Origin of the sequence: Caulobacter sp. ErkDOM-C (genome assembly GCF_048541825.1) — a bacterium.
In the GTDB taxonomy this organism is placed as follows: Bacteria; Pseudomonadota; Alphaproteobacteria; order Caulobacterales; family Caulobacteraceae; genus Caulobacter.
Window position 1 is genome coordinate 51,958 of the sequence record NZ_CP183332.1, and the last position, 22,590, is coordinate 74,547.

Sequence of the window (22,590 nt, forward strand, 5' to 3'; positions counted from 1 at the left end):
TAAGTTACTTAGATATCAGGATTCTATCCAATGCATATCTCAATGGTTGTATTTTCGACAATCTTGGCGCTGGGGCAGATGACCGGCCGCGGCACTTATGAATCTACGGGTGTAGGCTACGGCCCCAGTCGAGCCGAGGCGCTTCTTGATGCTGAAGAGGTAGCCCAGAAAGACGAAGATCGGCCAGAAGGGTACATCAGCCTGGGGGATCCTGATGAGAAAGGTTGTCTCAGGACCGACGAAACCAGCAAGGAAAGACGTTGGGTGTGCACCGTAACCGTCACATACATGTTTGACCAATAGCCGTGTCGCGTTGGCGCTTGGCGCCTTACTCGGACCGCGATGAGCGGTTGGGGGAAGGCTTGGGTTCTTTTCGGTTTGGTTCGCCGCGATCCATGACGGGCCGAAGGCCATGACCTATCCGATGCGCCGGCTTGATGCGGACTACCCGCAGACCTGAGACAAGCGTAAGGCTGGTTCCACGCCGATAGGACGGCTCGGCCCGCTGGACCTCCCGGCAGGCGCGCCCGTCCTGGCAGGAGCCTCCCATGGCCAAGGGTCAGAAGAAGTCCAACAAGGAAGTCCGCAAACCGAAGGCCGACAAGAAGGCCGCCCCGGCCTCGGTCTCGCCGTTCATCGTCACGTCTGCCAAGAAGTAGGCCACGAAACCAAACCGCCCACCCCGCATGGCGGGATGGGCGGCTGGATCTCAGTCTGGGCCGGGAAGACTCAGGCGGGCTGTTGAACGCCGGCTTCGGTCAGCCATTCCAGGATCTTCTGCTTGGGCATGGCGCCGACCTTCATCGAGGTCATCTGGCCGCCACGGAACAGCATCATGGTCGGAATGCCGCGCACGCCGTAGCGCGACGGGGTCGTCGGGCTGTCCTCGATATTGACCTTGGCCACGATCACGTGGTCGGCGAGTTCCTCGGAGATCTGCTCCAGGGCCGGGGCGATCTGCTTGCAGGGACCACACCATTCCGCCCAGAAATCGACAAGTACGGGGCCTTCGGCCTGCAGCACGTCGCGTTCGAAGGTTTCGTCGGTCACCGTCACCGTGCTCATGGGGTCGCTCCATCAGGGCGCCGCTCTGAACGGCGCGAAACAAGAAAAGCCCGCGAGTCGTCGCGAGCGCTTGAAGAAGATGTAGGCGCCGCAGACGTTTCCGGCAACGGCCTAGCCGATACGTCGCAGGGCGTCGGACATCACCTTTTCTGGAACCGGCATCAGTTTGGGGCCATCCGTCCACACCAGGGCCGCCTCGACGGGCCGGTCTGGGAACACCTCGCGCAGCACCGCCACATAGACCGCCATCTGGGCCAGATAGGCCGGGTCGGCATCCTCGATGCTGGCCGGGGCGGGGCGGTTGGTCTTGTAGTCGACGACAAGCACGCGCTTGGGGGTCACCACCAGTCGGTCAACCCGGCCCGAGATCGCCAGGCCTTTTGGCAGCAGCGGGCTGGTCCCCGCCAGCGCCACCTCGGCCCGCGACCCGGGGCCAAACACGGCGGCGAAGCGGTCGTCCTCCAGCACCCCGAAGGCGGCGGTGGCCATTTCCAGCCTCTGATCGTCGGATAGATCGCGTTCGGCGGTCAGCAGCCGCTGTCCCGCCGCGCGCCGTTCGACCGGCGCCACGTCGGGCAGGATCTGCAGCAGCCGGTGGATGATCTCGCCGCGCCGGTAGCGGCCCAGGCCCTCGACCTTGGCCAGCGGCGAGGGGGCCGGGGCGCGGCTGTCGGCCTCGTCCTCGATCCGCGACGGCGCGGCGTAGCGGGCGGTGGCCGGTTCCGGCTTGGCCGGCCCGACGGCCCAGGCGGGCAGGGGCGCGGAGGTCGCCAGGGCCTCGGCCTCGCGCGGCAAGGTCTTCGGATCGGGTCCATAACGCAGGATCGGAGCGTCGGGGTCGCCGATCTCGCGGACCTCCGGCGCGATGTCGGCATGGGCGAAGGCCGCCTTCGCCGCCGCATACCAGCCCCCGACATTCTCGTCCTTGGTCCGGGCGTCGATGCGGCCGCACAGCACCAGGCGATCTCGGGCCCGGGTCAGGGCCACGTAGTAGAGCCGCAGGGCCTCCTCGGCTTCCTTCTTGTCGCGCAGCTCGCGGGCCCTGGTCGAGGCGGCGCAGTCGGCGCTCTTGCCGGTCGACCACAGGACGCCGCCCTCTTCCGTCGCCAGCAGCGGAGAGCCGCCCGCGCCGCGCTTCACCGTGGTCTCGGGCAGGAAGACGATCGGCGCCTCCAGACCCTTGGAGCCGTGAGCGGTCATCACCCGCACCTCGCGGCGGGCCCCTTCCATCTCGCGCTTAACGATGATGTCCAGGGCCGCGAAGTCGGCGACCAGGGCTTCCAGGTCGCGGATATTGCGCTGCTCGGCGGCCATCACCTGGGCCAGGAACTCGTCCAGCGCTTCGTCGGCCTCGCCGCCCAGGCGGGTCAGCACCTTGGCGCGGTTGGACAGGCCGGCGGCGTCGACCTTGCCCAGCAGGGTGGCGAAGAACTCGAACGGCTGGCGCTTGCGGCCCTCGACCAGGGCCCAGGCCAGCAGGTCGCGGGCGGCGACCCAGCGCGGGTCCTCGTCGGCCCGGTTCGACAGCATCGCCCAAAGGGTCTGCGGCTTGCGGTCCTTGGCCAGGGCGTAGACGTCTTCGTCGGCCAGGCCGCAGAACGGGCTCTTGAGTAGAGCCGCCAAGGTCAGGTCGTCGTCGGGGAACAGAACGAAGCGGCCCAGGGCCAGCAGGTCGTCGAAGGCGATATGGGCCGACAGCGACAGGCGGTCTGCGCCGGCCACGGGCACATTGCGACGCTTCAGGGCCCGGATGATCTCCTCGAAGAGCACCTTCCGACGACGCACCAGGATCAGGATGTCGCCGGCGTGGGCGGGGCGGCGGACCTTGCGATCCTTGTCGTGCACCTCGTCGCCGCGCGCCAGGATGCCGGCGATCTCGCTGGCGATGGCCTCGGCCAGACGGCGGTTGGCGCTGTGCTCGGTCTCGGCGTCGAGCGGCGCCTCCCAGGCGTCGCGCTCCTCGCCGGGCCGCTCGCGGGTCAGGGGCCACAGGTCGACACAGCCGGGGCCGTCGGTGCGGAAGGGCTGGTGGCTGACCACATCGTCTCCGGCCGGCGGCGGCACGCCCTCGCGGGTGTCCGGGTCGGAGAACAGGGCGTCGACAAAGCGCAGCACCTCGCGGGTCGAGCGGTAGGACATGGTCAAGGGCACGCCCATGCCGACCTGACCCACCGCCTCGATCTGGGCGATATAGGCTTGGGTTTCGATCAGCAGTCGCTGCGGATCGGCGCCCTGGAACGAATAGATCGACTGCTTCTCGTCGCCGACCACGAACAGGGTCCGTACGTCGCGTCCCTTGCGCCAGCCGCCCGCGCCGGCCCCGGCGAAGAAGTCGCCGGTCAGGGCTCGCAGGATCGCCCACTGGTCGGGGGCTGTGTCCTGGGCCTCGTCCAGCAGGATGTGATCGACCCCGCCGTCCAGCTTGTAGAGCACCCAGGCGGCGTCGACCTTCTCGGTCAGCAACACGCGGGTGCGCTCGATCAGATCGGCGAAGTCCAGGGCGCCGCGCGACGCCTTCTCGTTGGCGTGGGCCAGGATGTAGAGCGAGGCCAGCCGCAGGGCCCCGGCCGTGTCATGCGCCACCTGGGCGGCGCGGACCTGCTGGCGAACGAACGACAGCCGGTCGGCCTCCACCAGCAGCGCCTCGCGCAGATCCTCCTGCGTCTTGAAGGTCGTGGTCGTCTGCAGGTGCTTGCGGGGCTCTTCCTTGTCGGTGAATAGCGCCGACAGGGCGTCGCCGAAGGCTTGGGTGGCCAGGGTCACACGCATTCGGGCGGCGTGTTCGGTGTCGCGGATCTTGCCGCTGGACTCCAGGAGGCTGGCGCAGGCTTCCCACAGGTCGGGATCCAGCTCGTCCATCGCCTCGGCGGCGACGGTTTCGGGATCGGTGGGCTCGTCGAAGCCGCAGACCCGCCAGACATCGTCGATCGCGCCAGAGAGCCCGCCATGCCGACTCAGGTACTCGGCGATCGCGCCGCGCCGGATCTCGAAGGTTCCGAACATCGACTCGAAGGCCGCGAAGTCCAGCGCCACCGAGAACCGGGCATAGGCCTCGGCATAGGCGTCGTCGTGCGTGTCGACATAGGTCGCCACGGTGCGTCGCGCGGCGCGGGCCACGGCGGCGCCGGCCGAGTCGTCCATCACCACAAACCCGGGCGAGACCCCGGCCTCCAGCGGAAACCGCCGCAGCAGCTTTTCGCAGAAGGCGTGGATGGTCTGGATCTTCAGGCCGCCGGGGGTTTCCAGGGCGCGGGCGAACAGGGCGCGGGCCTTGGACAGCGCGCCGGCGTCAAACGTCGCCTCCGGCTCGCCGACCAGTTTGGACAGCTCGGTGCGCAGGGCAGCGTCGGCGGTCACCGACCAACCGCCCAGGCGTTCGAACAACCGTCGCTGCATCTCGGCGGCGGCGGCCTTGGTGTAGGTCACGCACAGGATCGCCTCGGGCGTGGAGCCGGCCAACAGCAGCCGCGCCACCCGGTCGATCAGGGTCTTGGTCTTGCCCGAGCCGGCATTGGCGGTGACGAAGGCGCTGATCGCGGGGTCGGCGGCGACGCGCTGGGGGTCGTGCATCATCGTCCTCCCCCTGAAGGGGGAGGCGGCCGGAGGCCGGTGGGGGAAGACCGCATCGAGTCAGCAGTCACTTCCCCCTCCGTCGGCTTCGCCGACCCCTCCCCCTTCAGGGGGAGGATTTGCAGCGCGAAACCCCTCACTCCGAACCCTCCCCGTCGTCGCCGCTGGTCGACCATTCGAAAACCCGCGCCAGATGGGCGTAGTCGCCGGGATGGTCTTTCACGAACTGCGGCGCCGTGCGGGAACGATAGGGTTGGGCCGGATCGTCATAGCGGCGGATCAGGGTACGCAGGCCGTCGAGGGCCTCAATCGCGGCCTGCTCGCTTTCGGCGGCCGTGACCCGCACCTCCTCCAGCCCCGCCGGCTTGCGGCCGGTGACGCGGACATAGGTCAGGTCGCCGGGTTTGCGGTCCGGCAGGTCCTTGAACCCGCCGTTCAGCAGGATCGCCGCCGTGAGGGTCAACTGCGGCGAGAAACCGGTCTCGACCTGTTTCTTGCTGGGCGCGGCGCCGGTCTTGTAGTCGAGGATGTGGGCCAGGCCGTCGCGGGTGGGCTCTATGCGGTCGGCCTTGGCGGTCAGGGTGAAGGCGCGGCCGTCGATGTCGAAGGTCAGTATGCCCTCGGCCTCGACGATGACGCTTTCGGCGCCGGCCCGGCGCTGGCGCTCCCAGTCGGCGACCCAGGCGGCGGCCTCCTTGGCAAGCGCCCGCTCACGGGCCAGGGCCGTTGGCGGCATGCCCGCCGAGACCAGCTCGCCCATGTAGAGCGCCTCGAAGATGGCGGCGGCATTGGCCGGCACGGGCCCTGGATGATCCTCAGAGAACTTCTCGAACGCCGCATGGATGGCGGTGCCGCGGGCCCGGGCCTCCACCGGCTCGTCAGGACGCTCCAGCGGGTAGAGTTTCAGAATATCGCGCGCCCAGACGGCGTAGGGGTCGCGGGTCAGGGCCTCGACGCGGGTGACGGCCATCCGGCGCGGACGGTCGGCGACCGGTGGAGTCGGGGCCGGGCGGGCATAGGGCGCATAGGTCCCCGGCGCATCGAGGGCGCGGGCCCAGTCCAGGGCGTCCTGGCGCTCCGGCAGTTTCAGACCCGCGCCCTTGGCCAGGGTCTTCAGCCGCCACAGCCAGCGGGACTCGACGGCGGGCGCTCCGCCGCGTCGCTCGCAATGGACCAGGATGACGTCCGGCGCGCTGGCGGCCTGGGCGAAGTCGTGGGCGGTCAGGCCCACCCGGCGCTCGGGCGGCGGCAGGCCCAGCTTTTCGCGCATCGGCCGCGACAGAAACGGATCGATCGGCGCGCCCTGCGGCCAGACGCCTTCCTCCAGTCCGGCCAGTACCAGCCGGTCGGCGCGCACCAGGCGGGCCTCAATGGCGCCCAGGATGCGCAGGCGCGGATGGGTGGCGCCGCCCACCCGCAGGGTCTCTTCGTTGACCAGCCGGTCGAGGATGTCGGCGAAGGCCTGGGGCTTGGCGGCGGGCAGAACGACACCGTCCTCGATCAGGGTCGAGAGCAGGCCGCCCAGGCACTCGCCGGCCTGGCCGATCCACAGGCGGTCGGGCCCGGTCAGGGCTTCCAGCGCCTCGGTCAGGGCCAGGGCGGCCTTCGACGGCGGGGCCAGCCCATCGACATAGGGCGCGGCGGCGTGGGCGACGGCGGCGAGCAGGCGCTGGGCCAGAGCTTGCGCGGCCGGGTGTTCCGCCAGCTTTGCCAGCAGGGCCTCGGCCGAGCGCGGGGAGGGGCCACGCAGGCCCTTCAGTTCCAGCGTCGTCGAGGCTTCGAGGTCATCTTCAGACCGCACCAGCGGATGCTTGGCCAGGGCCAGCAGGCGCACGGGGTCCAGTGGGTCAGCGACCAGACCGGCCAGATGCTGGGCCAGGATCGCGGCCGGGCTGGCGGCGAGGGGCGCGCCGGCCGAGCTGTCGGGGATCACGCCCCAGCGGACCAGACGGGCGGTGACCCGGCGGGCCAGGGTCTGGTCGGGGGTGACCAGGGCGGCGGTGCGCGTCGGGTCTTCGAGGGCCTCGCGCAGCAGCAAGGCGCAGGCGCTGGCCGCCTCCTCCTCGGTGCGGGCCGAGATCAGCGACAGGCCCTTCAGGCCCTCGGCGACCGGGTCGAGGTCAGGGGCTTCGGCGCGCAGGCTTTCGATCTGGGCCAGCCAGTCGGCGGTGGCCTCGGCCGGACGCAGGGCCTCGTTGACGATCCGTCGACGCCAGCGGCCCCGGCTGTCGGCCTGCGGAAACCATGGGCGGACATCGCTGCGGGTGATGCCGGCCCGGTCGAGCAGACGGCGCATCGCGCCTTGGGGATGTTGCTCGCCGACCTTGTCCCAGGCGCTTTCGGCCAGGTCTTCGTCCAGACCGGGAAGCACCACGGCGCCCAGCGGAGCGGCGGCGACCACGCGCAGCAGGTCGGCGGTGGCCGGAGCGGTGCCGGTCGAGCCGGCGGCGACCAGCACCTCGGTCGGGGGATGCTCTTCCCAGCGCTTGGCGAGAGCCCTCAGCAGCAGCACGCGACGGTCGGCCACGTCGATCAGGCCCAGGTCCCTCAGGCGCGCGGGCCAAGCGGCCAACGCCGCCTTGAGGAATCTTGCGGACACTTGCCAGTGCTGGGCCAAGTCGCCGTCGGCCAGGCCGTCCAGCTTGCCGTCGGTGTCGATCTCCTCGATCCGGCAGCTGTCCAGGAAGTCAGACAGGGCCTTGGCCATCTCGAGGGCCTGGGAGGCGCCGGGCGTGAAGGTCAGCAGGTCGGCATGATCGACCACGATCCGCGCCAGCTCGAAGCGGCGGCGGCGCGAGCTGATGGCGGGCGGCAGGTCCAGGGCCAGGTCGCCCGGCTCGAACGGCGGCTCGCCTTCGTCCAGGTCGCCCAGCGGACGGATCTGCGGCAGCAGCAGAGCCTTGCCGTCGCTGGCGGCCAGCAGGGCGTCGGCCACAGCGCGGGCCCCGCGCCGCGTCGGGGTCAGCAGCGTAGCGCGCGGCAGGGCCTCGGGACCCATGTGCGCCATCGCCGCCAGGAAGCCCCGGGCCAGATCGTCGACGAACGGACGATGGGCCGGGATCGAAAACCAGCGCGGCCCCTCGCGTCCAAAAGGATCGGCAAAAGGCCCGCTGAAGGTCATTTCAGTTTTGCTTCCGCCAGATCGCGCGCGCCGGGATCGCCGACGTGCATCCACAGACCTTCGGGCGAAACGCCGTGGACGCGGTGGTCAGCGGCTAGGCCCTTCCAGATCGGTAGCAGCGAGAACGGACCTTCAGGGCCGTCGGCGGTGATCGCGGGCTTGCAGATATGGACGCCGACATAGACCAGGGGCGCGGTCTCTCCGGGGTTTTTGAAGCGCACGACCCCACCCTTGGGGCCATCGTCGAGGAACACGTCGCCGCTGTCGTGGAAGCCCAGCGAGCCTGTGGTGGGGGCCAGCAGCAGGCAGACATCCATGGTGTCCGGGTCCCAGGCCGCGGCGACGGCGTCGAGGGCGGGGGCGCCGGTCTCGATCCAGACGGAGTCGATATTGGCCACCCAGACCGGACCCTCGCCCAGCAGGGGCAGGGCGTGCTTGATGCCGCCGCCGGTCTCCAGCGCCTGGGGGCGCTCGTCGGAGATGATGATGCGCGGGCCAAGGCCCCGGGCCTGACGCGCCATCAGATGCGCTTCCAACCGATCGGCGAAGGCGTGGACATTGACTACGGCGGTCTCGACCCCGGCCTCGACCAGCCGGTCGAGCATGTGGTCGATCAGCACCCGGCCGCCGACCTCGACCAGCGCCTTGGGCCGGTCGTCGGTCAGCGGGCGCATGCGGGTGCCCAGACCGGCGGCCAGCACCATGGCGATCTTGGGGGCGGCGCTCATCGGCGGGCCTGCGTCGGCACGTGGGCGTCGAACCAGGCCTTGAGGTCTTTCAGCGCCGGGTCGGCAAAGCAGACGTCGAGATAGGTCCAGAGCCTGGGAATGAAATCGGCATAGCGCGGCTTGCCGTCGCGGGTCACCAGCCGGGCGAAGATGCCCAGGATGCGGATGATGTTGAGCGCGCCCAGGGTGTGGTAGTCGGCCAGGAAGGCGATGCGGTCGAGCTCGGGCCGGGCGGCCAGATAGCGGTCAAGACAGACCGTCTCGCGCTCAGGCGACACGGTGCGGCGGGCGTCGTGCAGCAGCATCGACAGGTCCCAGGCCGGGTGGGCCAGGACGGCGTCCTGGAAGTCCAGCATCCCCACCCGCGCCGCGCCCTTGCGCTCTGGCAGCCAGATCAGGTTCTCGGCGTGATAGTCGCGATGGCAGAAGACTGTCGCCCCGGCCTCGCCAAGGCTGCGGATCGGAGCCCAGATCGCTTCCCAGTCGGCGAGCGCGGCGGCGTCGAACGACACATCGCGAAACTGCGGCTGCCATTCCACGAAGATGTCGTGGGCCGTCTTCAGAGCCAGGTCGTCATAGGCCAGCAACGGCCAGGTCGAGCCGTCGAAGTCCAGCACACTGGGGGTCGGCGCGGCGTGGATCGCCAGCAGGCCGTCGATGGCGGCGTCATAGAGCGGGGCCTCGTCGGTCCCGGTCTCGATCAGTCGGGCATAGAGGTCGTCGCCGAGGTCTTCCAGCACGGCCAGGCCGGCGGCCGGATCGGCGGCCAGCACCTTGGGCGCGGAAAGACCTTGAGCGTTCAGCCAGCCGGCGCAGGCGACGAAGGCGTCCACCCTCCCGGCGGCCAGGCGGGCGAGGGCGTTGTAGCCCAGCGCGGCGCGCTCGACGGGCGTCGCGTCAGGCGGACAGGGCGCGGTCTCGACCGAGGGCGGCTGGTCCATGAAGATGAAGCTGACCCCGCCCTCACGGTGCAGGCGCTCATAGCTGCGGGTCGAGGCGTCGCCGCCCAGGCTCTCGCGGCGCGTATCGCCATAGCCGTGGGCCGACAGGAACGCGGCCTTCGCCGTCTCGCGCTCAGAACTCAAGGGTGCGTCCTTCAAATCCGCCATGCCGGGTGATCGTGACGCGTCGCGCGTCGCCGTCGAGGGCGATGTCTATATCGAGCCGAGTCGCCGGCAAACGCCCTTCCAGTCTCTGCGGCCATTCAATCAGCGCGACCCCGTCGTCGAGGGCTTCATCGAGGCCGATCTCATAGGCCTCGTCGGGATCCGACAGGCGGTAGAGGTCGAAGTGGGCCAGGGGGAAATCGGCCGTCTCGTAGAACTGCACCAGGGTGAAGGTCGGGCTGGGCACCTCCTCGTCCGGCGTGGTCAGGGCGCGGATCAGGGCGCGGGCCAGGGTCGACTTGCCGGCCCCCAGTGGTCCTGTCAGGCAGAGCGCGTCGCCGGGCTGAAGGGCGCGGGCCAGGGCGCGGCCCAGGTCCTGGGTGGCGGCCTCGTCAGCGAGTTGGAGAGAGCTCAAGTCAGGGCGCCTTCGGGGTGCTTTGGCAGGACCCGCTCCACATAGCGCTTCAGGTCGGTTGTGGCTTCCCCCGTATCGGCGGCCAGGGATGCGGGATCGATGGGCTTGCCGACGATCAGCTCGAACTTGCGGCCGGTCTTGTTCAGCAGCTCATGGAACAGGGTGATGTCGCGCAGCTCCCGCGAGCGCTTGTCGAACAGATGGAACAGGGTCGACCAAGGCCCCGCGACATGGATCGGGATGATCGGAGCCTCATACTTGCGGGCGATCGACACGGCCGAGGCGGCCCAGGGCGGGTCGCTCAGAACGCCCTGGGCATCCTTCACCGCCAGCCGACCGGCCGGGAAGATCATCAGGGCGCGCTCGGCTTCCAGGGCGTCGCGGGTCATCGCCAGGGTCAGGCGCATGCGTTCGCGGCTGCGCTTTTCCTCGACCCATTCCACCGGGATCAGCACCTCGTCGAACTGGCGGCACACGCGATGGGCGTCGGCATTGGCGTAGAAGATGATGTCCGGCCGGGCCCGTTTGAGCACGTCGTACACGGCCACCCCGTCGGCGATGCCGGTCGGGTGATTGGCGACGACGACCGCCCGGCCGGCTGCGGGCATATGCTCCAGCCCTCGCACCGCGACCTTCAGGTCCAGCAGCGCCGAGACATGGTCCAGCGCCGCGCGGCCGCCGATCCCGGCGATGGTGTCGGCCATCCGCCGCGCCCTGCCATAGCCCAGCAGGCCGTAAAGCGGCGGGCGAAGCAGGGGCCAAAGGGGCGAGGCTGTCAGCCGGGGCGCACGCTCGGCGATCAGCGTGTCGACGATGTGACGGGGTCTGGGCGCCGGACGCGCCTCGGGAGCATGGACCATGGCGCAAGCTTAGGCGCCGTCGGCTGCGATGTCAGGAAAATTGACGCCTGACGCGCGGCGGTTGAGCTTAGGATGGGACGATCATGGGAGTGCCGGACTTGAAGAACCTCATGCGCGGGCTGATCGCCCTGCTGGTCGTGGCCCTGATCGCGGCCGGCGCCTATGGCTACTGGAACATGGAGCTGCGCTGGCGGCCCAAGACCATCACCAAGCATCAGGCCGAGATCGCCAAGATCCTGCAGGAGTCGGGATGGGTGTCGCCGGGCCTGGCGGGACCGAAATTCTACATGGTCAGTTTCCGCACCTGCCCTGACTGCGTGCGCTTCAAGGCCGAGGAATTTCCCAGGCTGCACGCGGCGGGCGTCGACACCCGGGTGATCGAGATCGCCCGCGCCGACAAAAACGGCGTCGCCAAGTCCACCCCCGCCGAGCGCGCCACCGTCGCCGAGCTCTGGGTCAACCGCAGCTGGGCCCTGGCCGAGCGCTGGGACGCAACGCCGGTCGAGGCCTGGACCGCGCCGGGGATCAAGCCGGCAGATGGCGACATCGCCCGCACGGCGGTGGTCGAGGCCGGACGGGCCAATATCGAAAAGCTGGTTCCCCTGATGAAGGACAATGGCGTCAGCTTCGCCTGGCCGTTGATGGTCTGGTGGACGAAGGACGGCCAGATGCGGGCCTGCGCTTGTGAGAAGCGCGAAACCTATCGCTTCGTGCGCAACGAGCTGGGGGCTTGACGGCTCCGCCATTGCGTCTCCGGGCTTGCGGCGCGGGACTGTTGCTGACGGCGGCTGTGCTCAGCGGCGCCGCGACGGCGCAACCCGTTGCGACGGACCCCCGGCCGCTTGCGGCGCTCACCGCGGCCGGCGGGCCGAGCTTGACCGGGCGAGTTCTGGTTGCTGACGGGAGGAGGATCCTGTCCGACGAACGGGCCGGGACCTATGGCGACGCGCCGCTCTGGCCTTGGGGTTCGGTGAGCAAACAGGTTGCGGCGGCGATTGTGATGTCCGGCGTTGACCGGGGCGAGCTGGCCCTCGACGACCCGATCGCCAAGCTGTGGAAGGCCTACCCAACGCCGACGACCGGCGGGATCACGATCCGGCAGCTGCTGCGCCACACCGCCGGCCTGGCCAATCCCGACGACACGCCCCAGACGGATGGCATTCCGGCTTTTTATCTGCGACGCGGCGCAGACGCCGGGCGCGATGACGCCGTCAGTTTTTGCGCCGGCCCGGTCAAGCGGCCGCCCGAGACCCGTTTCGAGTACAACAACTGCGACACCCTCGTGCTGGCCAGCGTGCTGGAATCTCTCACGGGGCAGGACTATCCGCGCCTCCTGGCCGATCGGATCGCGAAGCCGCTCGGACTCAAAACCCTGCGGCTGGCCCAGGCTAACGAGCGGCCGATCATCGCTAACGCCAAGGGCCAGCCGGTCCCGCCCCTCAACCTGGCCACGTTCGGCGCCGGCGGCGCCTTGCTGGGGACGCCAGAAGATCTGGTGCGATTCGATCAGGCCCTGCTGGCCCAGCAACTGGTGAGCCCTGCGTCCACAGCGGTGATGTGGAAGGGCGACCCCGCCATCGGCTATGCCGCCCTGGGCGCGTGGGCCTTCAGCGCGCCGCTTGCGGGCTGCGATGGCGCAGTGGCGATGGTCGAGCGGCGAGGGGCTGTCGACGGCGTCCAGATCCGCAACATCATCGCCCCGGATCGCGGGCGTATCCTCGTCGTCTTCAGCGATGACGCCGAGTTCGACTTCGGTGAAATCTGGCAGGGACGCGGGCCAAGCTACGTCCTTGCGTCCGAAGCTTTCTGTCGCTGAACCCGGCCATCCGCCGTCAGGCCCTTTCCCCGAAGCCGCTCCCGCGCTAACCGCAGTCTCGATGCCGACTTCACTCCGCACTGCCTATCGCGAGCGCCTGGCCCAGGGCGAGATCAAGCCTGATGTGGCCCAGGCCGCCGCCGTCGACGCCCTGTCGCGACTGGAGGCCGATCTGGACTCGGCCGGCGAGCCCAGCTTTTCGCTGTTTGGCCGCAAGCCCAAGAGCCAGCGCGGCGTCTATCTGTGGGGCCCGGTGGGGCGCGGCAAGTCGATGCTGATGGACCTTTTCTTCGACAGCGCCCCCGTCACCCGCAAGCGCCGCATTCACTTTCACGCCTTCATGGCCGAGGTCCACGGCCACATCGACGCCTGGCGCAAGGGCGACGCGGCCCAGCGCAAGGCGCGCTTTGGCCAGCACAAGGGCGATGATCCCATCGTCCCGACCGCCGAGCTGATCGCCAGCCAGGCGCGGCTTCTGTGCTTCGACGAGCTGCAGGTCACCGATATCGCCGATGCGATGATCCTGGGGCGTCTGTTCGAGGGTCTGTTCGCCCATGGCGTCACCCTGGTGGCGACCAGTAACCGGCCGCCGGACGACCTCTACAAGGACGGGCTGAACCGCCTGCTGTTCGTCCCCTTCATCGAGATGCTGAAGGGCGCGCTGGACGTGGTGGCCGTGCGGGGTCCGGTGGACTTCCGGCTGGACCGCCTGCGGGCCGCGCGCACCTGGCTGTCGCCCAACGACAAGGCCTCTCAGGCCGAGTTCGAGCGGCTCTGGGCCGACATGCTGGATGGCGCGGCCGAGACCGGCGCCAACCTGGAAGTGCTGGGCCGCAAGATCCGTCTGCCGCGCGCCGCCGGAGGGATGTTGCGCTCATCCTTCGCCAGCCTGTGTCAGCAGGCGCTGGGGCCTCAGGACTATCTGGCGCTTGCTCAGCGCTTCCACACGGTCTTCCTCGAAGACGTGCCCTGCCTGACGCCTGAGCGGCGCGACGCGGCCAAGCGCTTTAACACCCTGATCGACGCGCTTTACGAGGCCGACGCCAAGCTGGTGGCGCTGGCCGACGCGGAGCCGGAAGACCTCTATCCCACCGGCGACGGATCGTTCGAGTTCGAGCGCACGGTCTCGCGTCTGCAGGAGATGCGCTCGTCCGACTATGTGGCCCGGGTGCGGGACGAGGAGAAGTCATGAGTGTCCAGGACCGAATCCGCGTGCGCGAGACCCGGCTCCTGTCGGACAACTGGTATGTCCTAAAGACCACGAGCTTCGACTGGAAGCGCCGCGACGGGACCTGGCAGACCCAGCATCGTGAGCACTATGACCGGGGCAATGGGGCGGTGTTGCTGCCCTATAATCTGGATAAGCGCACGGTGCTGCTGGTCCGGCAGTTTCGTTATCCGGCCTATGTAAACGGCCATGACGACCTGCTGATCGAGGCGGCCGCCGGCCTGCTTGACGACGCCGAACCGGAAGTGCGCATCCGCGCCGAGGTCGAGGAGGAGCTGGGCTATCGCCTGGGTGAGGTCCGCAAGGTGTTCGAGGCGTTCATGAGCCCCGGCTCAGTGACCGAGATCCTGCATTTCTTCGTGGCCGAGTATGACAGCGCCATGCGGATCAGCGAGGGCGGCGGCCATCCTGACGAGGGCGAGGATATCGAGGTGCTGGAGCCCACCATCGACGAGGCTCTAGCCATGATCGCCGATGGACGCATCTGCGACGCCAAGACCATCATGCTGCTGCAGCATCTGGCCCTGACGGTGTTCAGCGCCGCGGCGAACGATGCATCCTTGCGGCGCCCCGGTCCGTAGCTGGCGTTAGAAAGCCGGAAACGGCGCTGAGAACGTTTCTCAACTATGGCGGTTTCGTTGACACCCCCGTCCTCGCGCTTAAAAGCATCCCGCAACGCACAATGGCTACTGGGGTTGGACCTGTCATGACTGACACGAGCCGGGGGCTGCCCGAGCGCCCGATGTCGCCGCACCTTCAAGTGTGGCGGTGGCATATCACCATGGCCTGCTCGATCCTGCACCGCGCCTGTGTGGTTGGCCTGTATGCCGGCGCTGTCCTGCTGGCGCTGTGGGCCCTGGCCCTGGCCTCGGGCCATGACAGCTACGCGCTCTACACCTCGGTGATGGGCTCGCTGCTGGGCAAGCTGGTGCTGCTGGGCCTGACCTTCGCCCTGTTCTTCAACATCGCCTATGCGATCCGCCAGACCTTCTGGGACGCCGGGATCGGCTTTGCGCCGAAGACCGCCGACCTGACGGGCGCCATGGCCATCGCCTTCGCGGTGGTGGCCACCGCCGTCACCTGGGTGATCGCTGCTGCGACGGGAGCGCTTCGATAATGGCCGAGATCAAGTCTGAGCGTTTCCGCACTCCGCTGTCGCGCGCGCGCGGCATGGGCGCGGCCCGCCATGGCGTCAGCCACTTCATGACCGAGCGCGTCTCGGGCATCGCCCTGATCCCCCTGTCGCTGTGGGGCGTGTTCGCCGGCCTCAAGCTGGCGGCCGGTGATTTCGAGGGCGCAGCCCTGTGGCTGGCCACGCCGCTGAACGCGGTGCTGCTGGCCCTGCTGCTGATCGCTGCCCTGATCCACCTGCAGGGCGCGGTCCAGGTCGTGATCGAGGACTATATCCACAAGTTCACGACCAAGAGCGCCTTGGTCATTCTCAATATCTTCGTCTGCGTGCTTAGCGGCTTCCTCGGGGTCTTCTCGATCCTGAAGGTCGCCCTCACCGGAGCCTTCTGATGTCGGCCTACAAGTTCATTGATCACAAGTTCGACGTCGTCGTCGTCGGCGCCGGGGGCTCGGGCCTCCGGGCTGCGCTCGGCTGCGCCCAGGCCGGTCTGAAGACCGCCTGCGTCACCAAGGTTTTCCCGACCCGCAGCCACACCGTGGCAGCCCAGGGCGGCATCTCGGCCTCGCTCGGGAATATGGGTCAGGATGACTGGCGCTGGCACATGTACGACACCGTCAAGGGGTCGGACTGGCTGGGCGACCAGGACGCCATCGAATACCTCACCCGAAACGCGCCGGCCGCCGTCTATGAACTCGAGCACTGGGGCGTGCCCTTCTCGCGCACGGCCGAGGGCAAGATCTATCAGCGCGCCTTCGGCGGCATGACCAAGAACTATGGCGAAGGCCCGATCCAGCGCACCTGCGCGGCGGCCGACCGCACTGGTCACGCCATGCTGCACACGATGTACGGCCAGTCCCTGGCCCACGACACCGAGTTCTTCATCGAGTATTTCGCCCTCGACCTGATCATGGAAGATGGCGTCTGCCGGGGCCTTACCGCCTGGAAGCTCGACGACGGCACCCTGCACCGCTTCCAGGCCCAGATGGTGATCCTGGCCACGGGCGGTTACGGCCGCGCCTATTTCTCGGCCACCTCGGCCCACACCTGCACGGGCGACGGCAACGCCATGGCGCTGCGCGCCGGCCTGCCGCTGCAGGACATGGAATTCGTGCAGTTCCACCCCACCGGCATCTACGGCGCCGGCTGCCTGATCACCGAGGGCGCCCGCGGCGAAGGCGGCTACCTGACCAATAGCGAAGGCGAGCGCTTCATGGAGCGCTATGCGCCGTCCGTGAAGGACCTGGCTCCGCGCGACATGGTCAGCCGGGCCATGACCATCGAGATCCGCGAAGGTCGCGGCGTGGGTCCCAACAAGGACCACATCTTCCTGCACCTGGACCACCTGGATCCGAAGATCCTGCACGAGCGCCTGCCCGGCATCTCGGAAACCGCCAAGGTGTTCGCCGGCGTCGACGTGACAAAGGCCCCGATCCCGGTGCTGCCGACCGTCCACTACAATATGGGCGGCATCCCCACGAACTATCACGGCGAAGTCGTCACCAAGTCGGGCGACAATCCCGACCAGGTGATCCCTGGCCTGATGGCTGTGGGCGAAGCGGCCTGCGTTTCGGTGCACGGCGCCAACCGCCTGGGCTCCAACTCGCTGATCGACCTGGTGGTGTTCGGTCGCGCCGCGGCCCTGCGCTGCGCCGAGATCCTCAAGGCCGGCGCCACTCAGCCGGAACTGAAGGACGCTCAGACCGATCCGCATCTGGCGCGCTTCGACCGCTATCGTAACGCCAGCGGCACCCAGGGCACGGCCGCCCTGCGCCTTGAAATGCAGAAGGCCATGCAGGAAGACGCCGCCGTGTTCCGCACCGGTGAAACCCTGGACGGCGGGGCCCAGCGCCTGGCGGACGTCTGGGAGAAGGCCAAGGACATCAAGGTCACCGATCGCGGTCTGGTGTGGAACACCGACCTGATGGAGACGCTCGAGTTCGACAACCTGATCGGTCAGGCCGTGGTCACCGTGGCCGGGGCGGTCAACCGCACCGAAAGCCGCGGCGCCCACGCCCGCGAAGACTTCGGCGATCGCAACGACGGCGAGTGGATGAAACACACCCTGGCCTGGCTCGACGTCGACACCGGCAAGGTGAAGATCGATTACCGCCCGGTCCACAGCTACACGATGTCTGACGACATCGCCTACATCCCGCCTAAAGCACGGGTTTATTGAGGGTCCGATGGTCGAGCTGACGCTTCCCAAGAACTCCCAGGTCAAGGCCGGCAAGCACTGGCCGGCCCCCGCCGGAGCCACGAAGGTCAAGACCTTCAAGATTTATCGCTACGATCCCGAGGCGGGCGGCAATCCGCGCTGGGATAGCTACGATGTTGATATGGAAGCGGTCGGACCGATGGTCCTGGACGCGCTGCTCTATATCAAGAACAGCATCGACCCGACCCTGGCCTTCCGCCGGTCGTGCCGGGAAGGGGTCTGCGGCTCCTGCGCGATGAACATCGGCGGCCGCAACACCCTGGCCTGCACCCACGGCTGGGCCGAAGTGCCCGGCAAGGCCGTGCAGATCGCCCCGCTGCCGCACGCGCCGGTGGTCAAGGACCTGATCCCCGACCTGACGCTGTTCTACGCGCAGTACGCCTCGGTCGAGCCCTGGCTGCATACCGACACGCCCGAGCCGCAGACCGAGTGGAAGCAGAGCCCGGAAGACCGTCTGAAGCTGGACGGTCTGTATGAGTGCATCCTGTGCGCCTGCTGCTCGACCTCGTGCCCCAGCTACTGGTGGAACGGCGACAAGTATCTGGGCCCGGCGTCCCTGCTGCATGCCTATCGCTGGCTGATCGACAGCCGCGACGAAGCGACCGGCGACCGCCTGGATGCCCTGGAAGACCCGTTCAAGCTCTATCGCTGCCACACGATCATGAACTGCGCCCAGGTCTGCCCCAAGGGCCTGAACCCGGCCAAGGCGATCGCCGAAATCAAGAAGATGATGGTCGAGCGCGTCGTCTGACGCGCTCGCCTTCTTCTCTTCCATTCATGGCGCTTGCCAAAAGGTGACGCTGCCGTCACTTTTGAGGAAAGGGAGGGCGCGGCTTGAGCGCATCTGAGTTGGGCGATCTTAATGCACGCGTGGTCATCGTGGGCGCCGGCCATGCCGGGGGCTCTGCGGCGGCCTTCCTGCGCCAGTATGGCCACACCGGTCCGATCGTGCTGATCGGCGACGAGCCCCTGCTGCCCTATCAGCGCCCGCCTTTGTCCAAGGGCTGGCTCAAGGGCGAGGCCGACGCCGACTCCCTCTCCCTCAAGCCCGCCGAGTGGTACGCCGACAATGGCGTCTCCCTGCGACTGGGCGGCGTCGTCACCGGCATCGACCGTGTCGAACGTGCCGTCCACCTCGCGTCGGGCGAGACCTGTCCTTACGACTATCTGATCCTGGCCACCGGCGCCCGCGCCCGGATGCTGCCGATCCCCGGCGCCGATCTGGCCGGCGTCCTGGCCCTGCGCACGGCGGCCGACGCCGAGTTGCTGAAGAACGCCCTGGGTCCGGGCAAGCGCCTGGCCGTGGTCGGCGGTGGCTATGTGGGCCTGGAGGCAGCAGCCTCGGCCCGCGCGCTCGGCGCGCACGCCATGATCATCGAACGCGAGGCCCGGGTTCTGGCGCGCGTGGCCTGTCCTGTGCTCTCGACGTTCTTTCAGGACTATCACACGGCGCGGGGTGTGGCCTTCGAGCTCAATGCCGGCGTCGAGGCTTTCGAGGGCGAGAATGGCCAGGTGACCGGGGTTCGCTTCTCCGATGGCCGGATCGTCGCGTGCGACGCCGTCCTGGTCGGGGTCGGGGCCATTCCCAATGACGATCTGGCCAAGGCCGCCGGTCTCGATTGCGCCAATGGCGTGGTCGTCGACCTGGAGGCGCGGACCAAAGATGCGCGGATCTTCGCGATCGGCGACGTCAGCCATCGTCCGCTGCCACTCTATGAGCGCCAGTTCCGGCTGGAGAGCGTGCCCAATGCGCTGGAACAGGCCAAACAGGCCGCCGCCGCTATTGTCGGTCGCGCCGGTCCTGTGCCTGAAGTTCCGTGGTTCTGGTCGGATCAGTATGACCTGAAGCTGCAGATCGCCGGCCTGCCGTTCGACGCCGACCGCATCCTGGTGCGTGGCGACGTGGCGGCGGCGAAGTTTGCGGTCTTCCATATGAAGGGCGACCTGATCCAGGCCGTCGAGGCGGTCAATGCGCCGCCCGAATTCATGGCGGGCAAGCAATTGATCGCCAAACGCACGCCGGTCTCGGTGGAAAAGCTCACCGATCCGACGATATCAATGAAGGACGTGGCGGCCTGAAAGCCGCCCAAAGGGGAACTCAAGGACACCGCATGGCCAAGATTACTTATATCGAGCACGACGGCGCCGAACACGTCATCGACGTCAAGGCAGGCCTGACAGTCATGGAGGGTGCGGTGAAGAACAACGTGCCCGGTATCGACGCCGATTGCGGCGGCGCCTGCGCCTGCGCCACCTGCCATGTCTATGTCGACGACGCCTGGCTTTCCAAGACCGGCGACAAGTCGGCCATGGAGGAGTCGATGCTCGACTTCGCCGAGAACGTCGAGCCCAACAGCCGTCTGTCCTGCCAGATCAAGGTGAGTGACGCGCTGGACGGCCTGGTCGTACGGCTCCCGGAAAGCCAGCATTAAGCACGCCGCCCAGAAAGCGTCGTTATATCGTCACGAAGGGCTTGCCATGAGCGGGGCGCGGGACTAAATCCGCCCCTCGCTCGGAACCGCATCGCGGCCGGACGGCGCGGCCCCCGAAAGGGCGCTTGCATCGCCCGGGTCGCTTCGTTAGTCTCCGCGCTCCAATCGACTCGGTGATGGACACATGAGGGAAGCTTAGGCAGCCCTGGTCCAGCTTTTTGCGCTCCGTTTCCCGGTTTTCCGGGTTTCGAAAAGTTCGAAACGAGTTGGTTGACTTCGGAGCGTCGCCTCTTTAGAAGCGCCACTCTGGGCATCGCCGCCAAGTCTTCGCAAGAATTCAGCGGCGCGGTGCCAAGTCTATCTACCAGTTGTTCTGAAGTTTCTTCAAAATAATCGGTTGACTGACTAGGACAGTTTCTCTAGAAGCTGCCCACTCTGGCGGTTCCGGGATTTCCCGGGCCAGCCACTCCGGTTCGAAACGTTTTGCAAAAAACGATTTGACATGGAATTCGAGGTTGGATAGATAGCCGCCTCCGCCGACACCGGGCGCTAAACGGTGGTGCTGCTGAGAGGCGGTTCTGGGAGCTCCGGCTCTGGGTCTTTGACATTGTTGATTTGGAAAGAGAAACGCAGGCGGCGGCGCTCTGGCGATAGACTGAGAAGGTCTATCTCGAACGCTGACAAATGCGGTCTCTTGAAGATACCATGAATATCATGGACTGAAGGCTTCGGTCTTCAATCCATCGATGTGATTGGGAACTCGTCAAGATACTATGCAAACCAGAACCAATTCCTCGGTTTTCCCCTTGGAATTGAAGTCTGTGTTAGCGGTCAACTCAACCTGAGAGTTTGATCCTGGCTCAGAGCGAACGCTGGCGGCAGGCCTAACACATGCAAGTCGAACGGATCCTTCGGGATTAGTGGCGGACGGGTGAGTAACACGTGGGAACGTGCCTTTTGGTTCGGAACAACTCAGGGAAACTTGAGCTAATACCGGATAAGCCTTTCGAGGGAAAGATTTATCGCCATTAGAGCGGCCCGCGTAGGATTAGCTAGTTGGTGGGGTAAAGGCCCACCAAGGCTACGATCCTTAGCTGGTCTGAGAGGATGATCAGCCACATTGGGACTGAGACACGGCCCAAACTCCTACGGGAGGCAGCAGTGGGGAATCTTGCGCAATGGGCGAAAGCCTGACGCAGCCATGCCGCGTGAATGATGAAGGTCTTAGGATTGTAAAATTCTTTCACCGAGGACGATAATGACGGTACTCGGAGAAGAAGCCCCGGCTAACTTCGTGCCAGCAGCCGCGGTAATACGAAGGGGGCTAGCGTTGCTCGGAATTACTGGGCGTAAAGGGAGCGTAGGCGGATAGTTTAGTCAGAGGTGAAAGCCCAGGGCTCAACCTTGGAATTGCCTTTGATACTGGCTATCTTGAGTACGGAAGAGGTATGTGGAACTCCGAGTGTAGAGGTGAAATTCGTAGATATTCGGAAGAACACCAGTGGCGAAGGCGACATACTGGTCCGTTACTGACGCTGAGGCTCGAAAGCGTGGGGAGCAAACAGGATTAGATACCCTGGTAGTCCACGCTGTAAACGATGAGTGCTAGTTGTCGGCATGCATGCATGTCGGTGACGCAGCTAACGCATTAAGCACTCCGCCTGGGGAGTACGGTCGCAAGATTAAAACTCAAAGGAATTGACGGGGGCCCGCACAAGCGGTGGAGCATGTGGTTTAATTCGAAGCAACGCGCAGAACCTTACCACCTTTTGACATGCCCGGACCGCCACAGAGATGTGGTTTTCCCTTCGGGGACTGGGACACAGGTGCTGCATGGCTGTCGTCAGCTCGTGTCGTGAGATGTTGGGTTAAGTCCCGCAACGAGCGCAACCCTCGCTATTAGTTGCCATCAGGTTTGGCTGGGCACTCTAATAGGACCGCCGGTGGTAAGCCGGAGGAAGGTGGGGATGACGTCAAGTCCTCATGGCCCTTACAAGGTGGGCTACACACGTGCTACAATGGCGACTACAGAGGGCTGCAATCCCGCGAGGGGGAGCCAATCCCTAAAAGTCGTCTCAGTTCGGATTGCACTCTGCAACTCGAGTGCATGAAGTTGGAATCGCTAGTAATCGCGGATCAGCATGCCGCGGTGAATACGTTCCCGGGCCTTGTACACACCGCCCGTCACACCATGGGAGTTGGCTCTACCCGAAGGCGCTGCGCTAACCGCAAGGGGGCAGGCGACCACGGTAGGGTCAGCGACTGGGGTGAAGTCGTAACAAGGTAGCCGTAGGGGAACCTGCGGCTGGATCACCTCCTTTCTAAGGACTGCTTCTCCAGGCTCTTGTCTCACGACAATCCTATTGAAGCGTCTAAAATATACAGATGAGCGGATCGCCGCCGTCTTCGTTTCTCTTTCCACTCCTTGATAGCCGATCAGGTTATCGAGGCGATCGCGAGCCCAGGACGGGTTCCGTTCAGATTGGCCTTTGGCCATAAGAGCGGGATTTGGTCTATGAGGCCTATGGGCCCGTAGCTCAGTTGGTTAGAGCGCACGCTTGATAAGCGTGAGGTCACAAGTTCAAATCTTGTCGGGCCTACCACTCTCCCACCCTGAACAGCGGACGTAACCGACCAGGCTCCCCTGGGCTTAAGCAGCTTACACAGTGTGTAAGGGGCCATAGCTCAGTTGGTAGAGCGCCTGCTTTGCAAGCAGGATGTCGTCGGTTCGAATCCGTCTGGCTCCACCATCCCTTCATTCGGAAGGTTTGGTAACGCGATCGAGGATTGATCAAGTTTGCAGCTGCGACTGTTGCCTCAATGAGGCATGCGCGGTCTGCGATAATGACATCGTGAAGGTAGGGTTCTCCCGCCGCCTGTATCTCCCCTTGGGGATGCAGCT

The 22,590-nt window shown here is 66.6% G+C and carries 19 protein-coding genes, 2 tRNA genes and 1 rRNA gene; 15 read left to right on the forward strand and 7 right to left on the reverse strand.

Features of this window, described 5'->3' with window-relative positions; all coding sequences use genetic code 11:
• Nucleotides 1–30: 30 nt before the first annotated feature.
• Together ACN2C8_RS00250 and ACN2C8_RS00255 are read left to right on the forward strand one after the other, a co-directional pair.
• Entirely contained in the window at nucleotides 31–303 is a 273-nt protein-coding gene (locus tag ACN2C8_RS00250; RefSeq protein ID WP_419253716.1) for a hypothetical protein, read from the forward strand.
• A gap of 245 nt (nucleotides 304–548) precedes the next feature.
• Nucleotides 549–659, forward strand: a complete 111-nt coding sequence (locus ACN2C8_RS00255) for a hypothetical protein (RefSeq protein ID WP_012288846.1) — start codon at nucleotides 549–551, stop codon at nucleotides 657–659.
• Between the two features lie 70 nt (nucleotides 660–729).
• On the opposite strand, the gene trxA is transcribed toward ACN2C8_RS00255, so the two are convergent.
• From trxA to ACN2C8_RS00290, 7 genes are all read right to left on the reverse strand, one after another.
• Nucleotides 730–1,065, reverse strand: coding sequence for a thioredoxin (gene trxA, locus ACN2C8_RS00260; RefSeq protein ID WP_419253718.1), 336 nt, complete (start codon nucleotides 1,063–1,065; stop codon nucleotides 730–732).
• A gap of 111 nt (nucleotides 1,066–1,176) precedes the next feature.
• Entirely contained in the window at nucleotides 1,177–4,635 is a 3,459-nt protein-coding gene (addA, locus tag ACN2C8_RS00265; RefSeq protein ID WP_419253719.1) for a double-strand break repair helicase AddA, read from the reverse strand.
• A 136-nt stretch (nucleotides 4,636–4,771) separates the two neighbouring features.
• Nucleotides 4,772–7,756 carry a double-strand break repair protein AddB gene (addB, locus tag ACN2C8_RS00270; protein ID WP_419253721.1) on the reverse strand — a complete coding sequence of 995 codons (2,985 nt, stop codon included), beginning with the start codon at nucleotides 7,754–7,756 and terminating at the stop codon, nucleotides 4,772–4,774.
• Nucleotides 7,753–8,484: an N-acetylmuramate alpha-1-phosphate uridylyltransferase MurU gene (gene murU / locus ACN2C8_RS00275; protein WP_419253723.1), complete on the reverse strand. Its 732-nt coding sequence runs from the start codon at nucleotides 8,482–8,484 to the stop codon at nucleotides 7,753–7,755. Before murU ends, addB begins: the two co-directional genes overlap by 4 nt.
• Complete coding sequence (amgK, locus tag ACN2C8_RS00280) at nucleotides 8,481–9,593, reverse strand: N-acetylmuramate/N-acetylglucosamine kinase AmgK (RefSeq protein ID WP_419253725.1); 1,113 nt, start codon at nucleotides 9,591–9,593, stop codon at nucleotides 8,481–8,483. Before amgK ends, murU begins: the two co-directional genes overlap by 4 nt.
• On the reverse strand, nucleotides 9,559–10,005 hold the full coding sequence (tsaE, locus tag ACN2C8_RS00285) for a tRNA (adenosine(37)-N6)-threonylcarbamoyltransferase complex ATPase subunit type 1 TsaE (protein WP_419253726.1): 447 nt from the start codon (nucleotides 10,003–10,005) through the stop codon (nucleotides 9,559–9,561). The genes amgK and tsaE overlap by 35 nt, the downstream gene beginning before the upstream one ends.
• Nucleotides 10,002–10,865, reverse strand: a complete 864-nt coding sequence (locus ACN2C8_RS00290; protein ID WP_419253728.1) for a 1-acyl-sn-glycerol-3-phosphate acyltransferase — start codon at nucleotides 10,863–10,865, stop codon at nucleotides 10,002–10,004. The genes tsaE and ACN2C8_RS00290 overlap by 4 nt, the downstream gene beginning before the upstream one ends.
• Nucleotides 10,866–10,975: 110 nt before the next feature.
• Here ACN2C8_RS00290 and ACN2C8_RS00295 point away from each other — a divergent pair, with 110 nt between their 5' ends.
• From ACN2C8_RS00295 to ACN2C8_RS00355, 13 genes are all read left to right on the forward strand, one after another.
• Nucleotides 10,976–11,599 carry a hypothetical protein gene (locus ACN2C8_RS00295; protein ID WP_419253730.1) on the forward strand — a complete coding sequence of 208 codons (624 nt, stop codon included), beginning with the start codon at nucleotides 10,976–10,978 and terminating at the stop codon, nucleotides 11,597–11,599.
• 41 nt (nucleotides 11,600–11,640) lie between these two features.
• Nucleotides 11,641–12,681, forward strand: a complete 1,041-nt coding sequence (locus ACN2C8_RS00300) for a serine hydrolase domain-containing protein (protein ID WP_419253731.1) — start codon at nucleotides 11,641–11,643, stop codon at nucleotides 12,679–12,681.
• A gap of 61 nt (nucleotides 12,682–12,742) precedes the next feature.
• Nucleotides 12,743–13,873, forward strand: coding sequence for a cell division protein ZapE (gene zapE / locus ACN2C8_RS00305; protein ID WP_419253733.1), 1,131 nt, complete (start codon nucleotides 12,743–12,745; stop codon nucleotides 13,871–13,873).
• Entirely contained in the window at nucleotides 13,870–14,490 is a 621-nt protein-coding gene (locus ACN2C8_RS00310; protein WP_419253735.1) for an NUDIX domain-containing protein, read from the forward strand. Before zapE ends, ACN2C8_RS00310 begins: the two co-directional genes overlap by 4 nt.
• 125 nt (nucleotides 14,491–14,615) lie before the next feature.
• The gene (gene sdhC, locus ACN2C8_RS00315; RefSeq protein WP_419253736.1) at nucleotides 14,616–15,026 is read left to right on the forward strand and encodes a succinate dehydrogenase, cytochrome b556 subunit; all 411 of its coding nucleotides are present in this window, start codon (nucleotides 14,616–14,618) and stop codon (nucleotides 15,024–15,026) included.
• Entirely contained in the window at nucleotides 15,026–15,430 is a 405-nt protein-coding gene (sdhD, locus tag ACN2C8_RS00320) for a succinate dehydrogenase, hydrophobic membrane anchor protein (RefSeq protein ID WP_419253738.1), read from the forward strand. The genes sdhC and sdhD overlap by 1 nt, the downstream gene beginning before the upstream one ends.
• On the forward strand, nucleotides 15,430–17,217 hold the full coding sequence (gene sdhA, locus ACN2C8_RS00325) for a succinate dehydrogenase flavoprotein subunit (RefSeq protein ID WP_419253739.1): 1,788 nt from the start codon (nucleotides 15,430–15,432) through the stop codon (nucleotides 17,215–17,217). The genes sdhD and sdhA overlap by 1 nt, the downstream gene beginning before the upstream one ends.
• Before the next feature lie 7 nt (nucleotides 17,218–17,224).
• Nucleotides 17,225–18,007: a succinate dehydrogenase iron-sulfur subunit gene (locus ACN2C8_RS00330; protein ID WP_419253740.1), complete on the forward strand. Its 783-nt coding sequence runs from the start codon at nucleotides 17,225–17,227 to the stop codon at nucleotides 18,005–18,007.
• A gap of 98 nt (nucleotides 18,008–18,105) precedes the next feature.
• Entirely contained in the window at nucleotides 18,106–19,335 is a 1,230-nt protein-coding gene (locus ACN2C8_RS00335; RefSeq protein ID WP_419255932.1) for an NAD(P)/FAD-dependent oxidoreductase, read from the forward strand.
• Nucleotides 19,336–19,367: 32 nt separating this feature from the next.
• On the forward strand, nucleotides 19,368–19,688 hold the full coding sequence (locus ACN2C8_RS00340; protein WP_419253742.1) for a 2Fe-2S iron-sulfur cluster-binding protein: 321 nt from the start codon (nucleotides 19,368–19,370) through the stop codon (nucleotides 19,686–19,688).
• 837 nt (nucleotides 19,689–20,525) lie between these two features.
• Nucleotides 20,526–22,009 (forward strand): 16S ribosomal RNA (locus tag ACN2C8_RS00345).
• Between the two features lie 205 nt (nucleotides 22,010–22,214).
• Nucleotides 22,215–22,291, forward strand: a tRNA-Ile gene (locus ACN2C8_RS00350).
• A gap of 71 nt (nucleotides 22,292–22,362) precedes the next feature.
• A tRNA-Ala gene (locus tag ACN2C8_RS00355) sits at nucleotides 22,363–22,438 on the forward strand.
• Nucleotides 22,439–22,590: the final 152 nt, after the last annotated feature.